Here is a 9,392-nt window from a genome sequence, read left to right on the forward strand (position 1 = left end):
GGCCACCACGGTGCCGGGGAAGCGCACCAGGAACTGCTCCAGCCATTCCACCGATTCGGCATCCAGGTGGTTGGTCGGTTCGTCCAGCAGCAGCATGTCCGGGCGGGACAACAGCAGCTTGCACAGGGCCACGCGGCGCTTCTCGCCACCGGAGAGGGGGCCGATCTTTGCATCCCAGGGCGGCAGGCGCAGGGCGTCTGCAGCGATCTCGAGCTGGGTTTCCACGTCGGCACCGCTGGTGGCGATGATGTTCTCGTACCTGGCCTGCAGTTCGGCCAGCTTGTCAAAATCGGCGTCCGGCTCGGCGTAGGCGGCGTACACCTCTTCAAGCTTCTGCTTGGCTTCCATGACTTCGCCGAGACCGGATTCGACCTCTTCACGAACGGTTTTGTCCGGGTCGAGCTGGGGCTCCTGGGACAGGTAGCCGATGGACATATTGGGCTGCCACTGGACTTCGCCGTCGTATTCCTTTTCGACGCCGGCCATGATCTTGAGCACGGTGGATTTGCCCGAGCCGTTCAGGCCGAGCAGGCCGATCTTGGCGCCGGGGAAGAAGGACAGGGAGATGTCCTTGATGATCTGCCGCTTGGGGGGGACGACCTTGCTCACGCGGAGCATGGACATGACGTATTGGGCCATGGGGGAAGGGTTCCAGTAATGCAAAAATCGAAGGCGTGACTTTACCCGAGTTGTCCCCGGAATCGGCATCTGAAAACCGTTCGTTCCCAGTGCGGAACTTCGATTGAAGGCAATGCCCGGGTGCTCGGTATCAATGGATGCTCTTGATGAGCAGACCAAGCACGGCACATCCTGCGATGACCTGGATCACGCTGCGCTTGTACCGGAACAGGGCGATGGCTGCCGCCAGGGCGATCAGTGCCGACACCCAGTCGAAGGGGCCGGCAAGCCCCGCTGGCCACAACACGTGGTAGCCGAAGAACAGCGCCAGATTGATGATTACGCCCACCACGGCGGCGGTGATGGCGGTGAGGGGGGCGGTGAACTTGAGATCGTTATGGGTCGTCTCGATCAGCGGTCCACCGGCCAGGATGAAGATGAAGGATGGCAGGAAGGTGAACCAGGTCACCAGGGATGCCGCGACCGCGCCGGCCAGAAACAGGCTGTCCGGACCAAAGACCGCTTTCACGTAGCCGCCGATGAAGCCGACGAAGGCCACCACCATGATCAGCGGGCCGGGCGTCGTTTCACCGAGGGCCAACCCGTCAATCATCTGGACCGGCGTGAGCCAGCCGTAATGTCCGACAGCCCCCTGATACACATAGGGCAGTACCGCATAGGCGCCACCAAAGGTCAGAAGCGCGGCCTTGGTGAAGAACCAGCCCATCTGCGTCAGAGTGTGATCCCCGCCGTAGGTGGCAGTGAGCAAGCCCATCGGAATCGCCCACAACAGGGCTCCTGTCAGGGCTACCTTGATCAGCCCGGTCCAGCGAAAGCGGGCATGTTCCGGGGTTGGCGTATCGTTGTCGATCAGGGCCCGGCCGAAGGATTTGCCGGCCATGCCATGGCCCCCACCGGCCTTGAAGATGTCGGGCGCAAGCCGTCCGCCCACGTAGCCGATGAGCGCGGCGACGGCGACGATGGCCGGGAACGGGACATCCAGCGCAAAGATCGCCACAAAGGACGCGGCAGCAATCGCCCACAGGGCATTGTTCTTGAGCGCCCGACCACCGATGCGGTGAGCAGCCTGCACAACGATGGCGGTGACAGCCGGCTTGATGCCATAGAACAAACCGGCCACCAGGGGCATCTCGCCGAAGGCGATGTAGATCCACGACAGGGCAATCAGGATGAACAATGAAGGCAGCACGAACAGCACCCCGGCGACGATACCGCCCCAGCGCCGGTGCATCAGCCAGCCGATGTAGGTGGCGAGTTGCTGGGCCTCGGGGCCGGGCAGCACCATGCAGTAGTTGAGCGCATGCAGGAAGCGTCGCTCGGAGATCCAGTGGCGGTTCTCCACCAGCTCCTGGTGCATGATCGAAATCTGCCCGGCCGGCCCGCCGAAGCTGATGAAGCCGAGCCTCAGCCAGAAAACGAAGGCTTCCCTGAAGCTGACCGCCGCGGGTGGTGCGTCTGCACTTACTGCGGGAATGGCGGGGGCGGGGTTCATTTTGCGGGACGCGCTTTCTCGAAGGAGGCCAGCAAACCATCAAATACCGCGCTGGCGAGGTTCAGGCGTTGATCGCCGTCGGCGATGCTTTCCCACAGGCCTGCCAAGGCGCTCTCAGCAGTACTTCAAAGGTGACCCGAACGCCGGCGTGACTGAAAGTCGCGCCGTCGAAGTCGAAACCCAGGGCATTGGCAGGGCAGTCGGCGGGCGACTCCAGCCATATATACAACGCTACGTTATTGTAGCAATTGATGCATGAGCTCTTCGGGCGTCATGCCGTAATGCGGGCAAGGCAGAGCACTGTGGCCTGAGCGAGCGCCCGCTGTCGCAGGGGCGCACCTATCCCACTCCCACCCTCCATGGTGTCCGGCGTTCAGTGACCTGCGGTCAGGGACGCGAGGATGTCGTCCTGCTCTTCCCGTGACAGAAAGTAGGCATACAGGGAACGGGCCCGGCACGAGCCCGTGCCGCCGAGCAGGGCGATCTGCTCATCCACATGGCGAACGTCCAGGTGCAGCAGTACGGCCGGAGCGTTGTTGACCCGTGGGCAGGCCTTCTCGCCGCCGATCTCGGTGAAACCCAGCATGCGCTTGTAAAAACCGGCATGGCGGGGATGGACCTCGATGATTACGGCCGTCCCGCCATGAATGAGACGGAAGTGGATGTAAATCAGGTGGAACAGGGCGCCGAGCACTTCCTTGGTGTTGTGGTGGGTGTCTACGGCCAGGCGGGTGATCTCGCACAGGCGGGCATTGCCCTGACGATAGTAGGCCAGCTCTTCCCCATACAGCGTGTCAGCGAGGAGACCCGCCGGGCCGTCGAGGCGCAGGGTCACGGTGCCGAACACGTCCTTGCCGCTGGAGGCGACCAGGGTGATGCAGTCAGGACGGCTCTGGTGGTGATGGGCGTCTCCGGCATGTAGGCCACGCCAGGCGTAGCGGCGCTCGATCAGCAGTTGAACGGCGTGGCCGTGGCTGTGGGGATCGGCGCAGTGCACCAGATAGGAGGCGGTGTCGGAGGAGGCAAAGCGCAAGGCATCCGTGTCGATGAAGGGAATGCCGGGTTGTGGGTGGCTGGAGGCGGAGTTGTGTACTTCTGGGCGCCAGTCTCTGGCGCTGCGGACGGGTTGGAGTGTTTTCACGAAGGGCTTGCCGGTGCAAGATGATGCGCCGGATTTGAGCATTTACAGGGACTTAAGTCACGAATTGCCTTGTAACCAATCATGTCCCTGCTGTGCAGCCTGTCGCCCCTCTACAGGCCGGAGAGCCAGCGTTCACGACACAAACTGCAGGCGTGCCAAGCGTGCATAAAGGCCATCAGCGGCGATCAGATCTGCGTGACTGCCTTGTTGCACAATGCGCCCTCCATCCATCACCACGATTCGGTCGGCCTTCTGCACGGTAGCCAGGCGGTGGGCGATGACCACCGTGGTGCGCTGACGCATCAGTCCATCGAGGGCCTGTTGGACCATGCGCTCGCTCTCCGCGTCGAGGGCCGAGGTGGCTTCGTCAAGGAGGAGTACCGGCCGGTTGGCGAGGATGGCCCGGGCGATGGCGATGCGCTGGCGCTGACCACCGGACAGGCGCACGCCGCGCTCGCCCAGGTCGGTGTCGTAGCCCTGGGGCAGGCCCGCGATGAACTCGTCGGCGAAGGCGGCGCGGCAGGCGGCCTGCACTTCGTCGAAGCTGGCCTCGGGGCGGGCGTAGCGGACGTTGTCGGCCACGCTGGCGGCAAAGATCACCGCCTCCTGGGAGACCAGCGCGATGTGGCGGCGCAGGGCCAGCGGGTCGGCCTCGGCCAGGGGCACGCCGTCGATGGAGAGCCGGCCGGCTTCCGGGTCATAGAAGCGCAGCAGCAGCTGGAACACGGTGCTCTTGCCCGACCCGGAGGGGCCTACCAGGGCTACCGTTTCGCCGGGCTGCACCGCCAGACTGAAGTCGTCGAGGGCGGGGGTGTCGGGACGTGAAGGGTAATGGAAGCGTACTCCGTCGACGGCGATGGCCCCCCGGGCTGGCGTCGGGAAGGGGCGAGGGTTTGCCGGCGCCTGGATGGCCGGTGCGGTGGCGAGGATCTCCATCAACCGTTCGGTGGCCCCGGCCGCCCGTTGCAGTTCGCCCCACACCTCCGACAGGGCGCCGATGCTGCCGGCCACGATGGCGGCGTAGAACACGAAGGCCGACAGCTCCCCGGCGCTCAGGCGGCCGGCCAGCACGTCATGCCCGCCCACCCACAGGATGAAGGCGATGGCGCCAAACACCAGCAGCAGCACCGCGGCCACCAGCTTGGCCCGGCTGGCGACGCGCTGGCGGGCGGTGGCGAAGCTGTCCTCCACCCGCCGTCCGAAATCCTGCCGGTCGGCGTCCTCGTGGCCATAGGCCTGGACGATGCGGATCTCGTGGATGGTCTCGTCGATGCGGTTGCCCAGCTCGGCCACCCGGTCCTGGCTCTCCCGGGCCAGGCGGCGCACCTTGCGCCCGAACACCACGATGGGCGTGACCACCAGGGGCACACCGGCCAGGGTCAGCAGGGTGAGCTTGATGCTGGTGGTGAACAGCATCACCAGCCCGCCCATCAGCAACAGGGCGTTGCGCAGAGCGATGGACAGGCTGGAGCCCACCACGTTCTCGATCTGGGTGGTGTCGGAGGTGAGGCGGGAGATCACTTCACCGGTGCGGCCGGCCTCGAACCAGGCCGGGGGCAGGGACAGCAGATGGTCGAAGACCCGCCGCCGGATGTCGGCCGTGACCCGTTCACCCAGCCAGGAAACGTTGTAGAAGCGCAGATAGGTGGCCACGGCGAGCAGCACGATGACGCCGAACATGGCGGCCAGGCTGCGATCCAGCCAGGCCGGGTCGCCTGCCGAGAAGCCCTTGTCTATCACCGTGCGCAGGCCCTGGCCCACCGCCAGCATGGCGCCGGCAGCCAGCACCAGGGCAATGGCGGCGATGATCACCCGCTGGCGGTAGGGGGCGAGGAGGTGGAGGAGGGCGCGGGCGGGATGGGTAGGCATGGGCGGGGCGGGACCGGGAGGAGGATGGATTTTATGTGCAATGCACAAATGGCCGGTAAGCTATGGAGCTTCAAAACATCAACACGTTCGCTGACATGCTGTCTTCTTCGCCATTGACGGCAGGGGTCACCCTGCTGATTGTCCTGCTGATGTTCGGAACCACGTTTGCCGTGGGCAAGGGGCGCCACAAATATGGCGTCCAGGCACCTGCCGTGACAGGCCACCCGGTGTTCGAGCGGCTTTACCGGGTGCAGATGAACACCCTGGAATGGGCCGTGATGACGCTGCCCTGCCTGTGGATTGCCGCCGCCTATGTGAGCGATGCCGTGGCCGCGGGCCTGGGTGTGGTGTGGTGGCTGGGCCGTATCGCCTACGCCCTGGCCTACGCCGCTGATCCGGCCAGGCGTGCCCGGGGCTTCACGGTGGGGGCGCTGGCCTTTGGCGCCCTGGGGCTGGTGGCCGGTGGCGGCGTGATCCGGCAGCTGATTGGAGTATGAGCATGAAACGAATTTCCTGCGCGGCGCTGCTCCTGGCTGGATGCGCGCTCTCGGCCCATGCGGCTCCCCCGCTACCGGCCATGGGGGCTCGGGGTGATGCCGTCACCGTGTCGGGGATCTCCTCGGGCGGCTATATGGCGGTGCAGTTCCAGGTGGCCTTTTCCAGCCTGGTCAAGGGTGCCGGTGTGCTGGCGGCAGGGCCCTACGACTGCGCCGAGGGCAGCACCTGGCGTGCCCTCAACAACTGCATGGCCCCCAAGAGCTGGGCGCTGCCACCAACGCCCGATGCTATCAAACCGCGCATGGAGTCCCGTGCCCGCCTGGATCTGATCGACCCGCCGGCCGGGCTGGCGGACGACAAGGTGTGGGTGTTGACCGGCAGCGCGGACCACACGGTGGAACGCCCCGTGGTGGATGCGCTGGTGGCTTTCTATCGTCAGTGGATGCCGGCCGGTTCGATCCGGCTGGTGCCCCTGCCGGATGCGGGCCACGCCATGATCTCGGTGTCCGATACACGGCCCAATGCCTGCGACACTTCCGAGCCGCCTTTCATCAACCGCTGCGGTGACTTCGACGCGCCGGGGGAACTGCTCGGCCACCTGCTCGGGCCCCTGAAGCCCAAGTCCTCGGGGCGCCCCGAGTCTTTGGTGACCTTCGATCAGCGTCCCTTCATTGCCGGCCGACCTGTGGACATCAGCATGGCGGAGCAGGGCTTCGCCTATATTCCGGCGGCCTGCCGCTCCGGTGGGTGCCAGGTGCATGTGGCCTTCCATGGCTGCCGCCAGAGTGAGGACCAGGTGGGGCGCCGCTTCGTGGAGGGGGCCGGCTACAACGCCTGGGCGGAGAGCAACCGGCTGGTGGTGCTCTATCCCCAGACGGTGGCCCGCAGCGGGGCCGCTGCGGGCTCCCTGCGCTGGGTGTACAACCCGAAGGGGTGCTGGGACTGGTGGGGCTACGCGTCCCTTGATTACGCCACCCGCAACGGGCCGCAGATGGCGGCGGTGCGCAAGATGGTGGCCCGTCTGGCCGAAGCGCGGGGGCGCTTGTGAGCTGATCTGCCGCGCGGCTCGCTGCCGCCTCCCGCCCTGAGACCGGCGTTGTCCTACTTCTCGACGAAGGCGCGCTCGATCACATAGTCGCCGGGGGCGCCGATGTGCGGGGAGATCTTGAAGCCGCGGGCGTCGAGCATCTTGCAGCAGTCGTCGAGCATGGCCGGGCTGCCGCAGATCATGGCCCGGTCGAGGGCCGGGTCGAGGGGCGGCAGGCCGGTGTCCTCGAAGAACTTGCCGGTGGTGATCAGGTCGGTGACGCGGCCCTGGTTGCGGAACTCCTCGCGGGTCACCGTGGGGTAATACACCAGCTTGTCGCGGACTTCCTCGCCGAAGAACTCGTTCTGGGGCAGGTAGTCTTCGATGAACTCGCTGTAGGCCAGCTCGGACACATAGCGCACGCCGTGGAGCAACACCACCTTGTCGAAGCGCTCGTAGGTTTCCGGGTCCTGGATCACGCTCATGAAGGGCGCCAGACCGGTGCCGGTGGAGAACAGGTAGAGGTTGCGGCCGGGCAGCAGATCGTGGAGCACCAGGGTGCCGGTGGGCTTCTTGCTCACCACGATGGGGTCACCGGGTTGCAGGTGCTGCAGGCGCGAGGTCAGGGGGCCGTTGGGCACCTTGATGCTGAAGAACTCCAGGTGCTCTTCATAGTTTGGGCTGGCGATGCTGTAGGCGCGGGTCAGGGGGCGACCTTCCACCTCCAGGCCGATCATCACGAACTGGCCGTTCTCGAAACGCAGGCCGGCGTCGCGGGTGACCTTGAAGCTGAAGAGGGATTCGTTCCAGTGACGGACGGACAAAACGGTCTGGGTACTCAGTTTGCTCATGACAGGGCCTGCTCGGGTTGGCGTTGATGTGCCCATTCTAGTCAGTGCCATAAATCTGTAAAATGGATTGTATTGATATATATATTCTGTTTTGTAGATATGAAGTACACCCTCCGCCAGCTTGAGATCTTTCTCGCCGTGGCTCGCCACGAAAGCGTGTCCCGTGCCGCGGAGGAGCTGTCCCTGTCCCAGTCGGCCACGAGCACGGCCCTGGGCGAACTGGAGCGGCAGTTCGACACCCAGCTTTTCGACCGCATCGGTAAGGCCCTGCGCCTGAACGAGCTGGGCCAGGTGGTGCAGCCCCACGCGGTGCAGCTCATCGAGCACGCCCGGGAGATCGAGGCCCTGCTGGCCCGGCAGACCGACTTTGGCCCCCTCCAGATCGGCGCCACCCTGACGGTCGGCAATTACCTGGCGACCCTGATCGCCGCCGATTTCCTGCGCCATCACCCCAGCGCCCGGGTGAAGCTGACGGTCCATAACTCGGCCACCATCGTCCATCAGCTGACCCGCTATGAACTTGACCTGGGGTTGATCGAGGGGAGCTGCCGCCATCCCGATCTGCTCGTCGAGCCCTGGGTGGAGGACGAACTGGTGGTGTTCTGCGCACCAGGGCACGCCATGGCCCATGGCCGCCCGGTGGACATGGATGAGCTGGCCGGGCAGGACTGGATCCTGCGGGAGATCGGCTCGGGCACCCGCGAGACCTTCGATCAGGCCCTGCGACATTTCTCCGGCGAGGTGAAGGTACGCCTGGAGCTCGAGCACACGGAGGCGATCAAGCGCACCGTGGAGAGCGGGCTGGGCATTGGCTGCATCTCGCGACTGGCCCTGCGCGACGCCTTTCGCCGGGGCAGCCTGGTGCCCATCGAGACGCCGCAGCTGGATCTGCGCCGCCAGTTCCAGTTCGTGACCCACAAGCGCAAATACGTGACCGCCGGCATGCGCGAGTTCATCGCCCTGTGCCGGCAGATGACGGCCGGGGTGGCGCGCAGCGACCTGATCGACTTGCCCTACATTCCCTGAGGGTTCAGCCCCTGTGGGAAAGTCCCCGGGAATTCACACAGAGCGTGGGCAAGCCTGTGGACAAGGTGTGGGGGGCGCTGTCATGTGCCGGACACATAAGGAGTTTTTGCCTCTGCCTAAAAATAGGGCAATCCTGTTGTTTTCGTGGCTTGAATAGTTTTTATCTATTCACACAAATCCGGGGATAAGCTGTGGATAAGCTGTGCGGCGGTGCAGCAGAGCTTTGATCTTAAAGGACAAAGACGCTCTGCAACAAAATGGGGCAGGGCCTGTCCAGTTTGGTGCGAGGGCAATTTGTCCCCATCGGGCGTGGGCAAGCGTGTGGACAAACTGTGGGGTTGGGCTGCAAGACCTTCACCCGTAAGGGTTTTGTGCCACTGCCTAAAAAATAGGCAGTGGTCTGCGTGGCCAGGGGCCGGACCGGACGGCCTTTGTTAGAATCCCGGCCACTCCCGTCCCTCCCGTCGCCTCCCATGACCACTCCCGTCCGCTACACCATCCAGGCTGTCCATCCCGCCGCGCATCTGTTTGAAGTCAGCCTGCAGCTCGACGATCCGGATCCGGCCGGGCAGGTATTCACCCTGCCGGCGTGGATTCCCGGCAGTTACATGATCCGGGAGTTCGCCAGGAACATCGTCAGTCTGTCGGCCAGGGCCGGCCGGCAGGAGCTGGAGGTCACGCGACCCGACAAGCACACCTGGCAACTGCCGGCGGGCATCCAGGGCCCCGTAAGCCTGCGCTACACCGTATATGCCTGGGACCTGTCGGTGCGCACGGCTCACCTTGATCAGACCCACGGTTTCTTCAACGGCACCAGCGTCTTCCTGTGTGCCCAGGGCCATGAGGGTC

At 64.9% G+C, this 9,392-nt stretch carries 9 protein-coding genes and 1 pseudogene; 4 read left to right on the forward strand and 6 right to left on the reverse strand.

All coding sequences use genetic code 11. From position 1 onward, the window contains the following. The 5 genes from ACIQ09_RS20895 to ACIQ09_RS20915 all read right to left on the reverse strand — a co-directional run. On the reverse strand, positions 1–639 hold a 639-nt coding region (locus ACIQ09_RS20895; RefSeq protein WP_398314150.1), incomplete at its 3' end, for an ATP-binding cassette domain-containing protein. A 130-nt stretch (positions 640–769) separates the two neighbouring features. Then, entirely contained in the window at positions 770–2,131 is a 1,362-nt protein-coding gene (chrA, locus tag ACIQ09_RS20900; protein ID WP_398314152.1) for a chromate efflux transporter, read from the reverse strand. 61 nt (positions 2,132–2,192) lie between these two features. Beyond that, complete coding sequence (locus ACIQ09_RS20905) at positions 2,193–2,360, reverse strand: chromate resistance protein ChrB domain-containing protein (RefSeq protein WP_398314154.1); 168 nt, start codon at positions 2,358–2,360, stop codon at positions 2,193–2,195. 144 nt (positions 2,361–2,504) lie between these two features. Then, complete coding sequence (locus ACIQ09_RS20910) at positions 2,505–3,272, reverse strand: N-acyl amino acid synthase FeeM domain-containing protein (protein ID WP_398314156.1); 768 nt, start codon at positions 3,270–3,272, stop codon at positions 2,505–2,507. Positions 3,273–3,404: 132 nt separating this feature from the next. Next, positions 3,405–5,141 carry an ABC transporter transmembrane domain-containing protein gene (locus ACIQ09_RS20915; RefSeq protein WP_398314158.1) on the reverse strand — a complete coding sequence of 579 codons (1,737 nt, stop codon included), beginning with the start codon at positions 5,139–5,141 and terminating at the stop codon, positions 3,405–3,407. Positions 5,142–5,236: 95 nt separating this feature from the next. On the opposite strand from ACIQ09_RS20915, the gene ACIQ09_RS20920 reads away from it, so the two are divergent. Next, complete coding sequence (locus ACIQ09_RS20920) at positions 5,237–5,638, forward strand: MAPEG family protein (RefSeq protein ID WP_398314160.1); 402 nt, start codon at positions 5,237–5,239, stop codon at positions 5,636–5,638. A gap of 2 nt (positions 5,639–5,640) precedes the next feature. Continuing rightward, positions 5,641–6,687, forward strand: coding sequence for a poly(3-hydroxybutyrate) depolymerase (locus ACIQ09_RS20925; RefSeq protein ID WP_398314162.1), 1,047 nt, complete (start codon positions 5,641–5,643; stop codon positions 6,685–6,687). 53 nt (positions 6,688–6,740) lie between these two features. Here ACIQ09_RS20925 and ACIQ09_RS20930 read toward each other — a convergent pair whose 3' ends face one another. Beyond that, entirely contained in the window at positions 6,741–7,517 is a 777-nt protein-coding gene (locus ACIQ09_RS20930; RefSeq protein ID WP_398314164.1) for a ferredoxin--NADP reductase, read from the reverse strand. A gap of 99 nt (positions 7,518–7,616) precedes the next feature. Here ACIQ09_RS20930 and ACIQ09_RS20935 point away from each other — a divergent pair, with 99 nt between their 5' ends. Together ACIQ09_RS20935 and ACIQ09_RS20940 are read left to right on the forward strand one after the other, a co-directional pair. Beyond that, positions 7,617–8,543 (forward strand): LysR family transcriptional regulator, encoded by a 927-nt coding sequence (locus ACIQ09_RS20935; RefSeq protein WP_398314166.1) that lies wholly within the window; start codon positions 7,617–7,619, stop codon positions 8,541–8,543. A 473-nt stretch (positions 8,544–9,016) separates the two neighbouring features. Continuing rightward, positions 9,017–9,392, forward strand: a pseudogene (locus ACIQ09_RS20940) (peptidase M61); the annotation flags it as partial.

It is taken from the genome of Zoogloea sp. (assembly GCF_044344315.1).
Lineage (GTDB): Bacteria > Pseudomonadota > Gammaproteobacteria > Burkholderiales > Rhodocyclaceae > Zoogloea.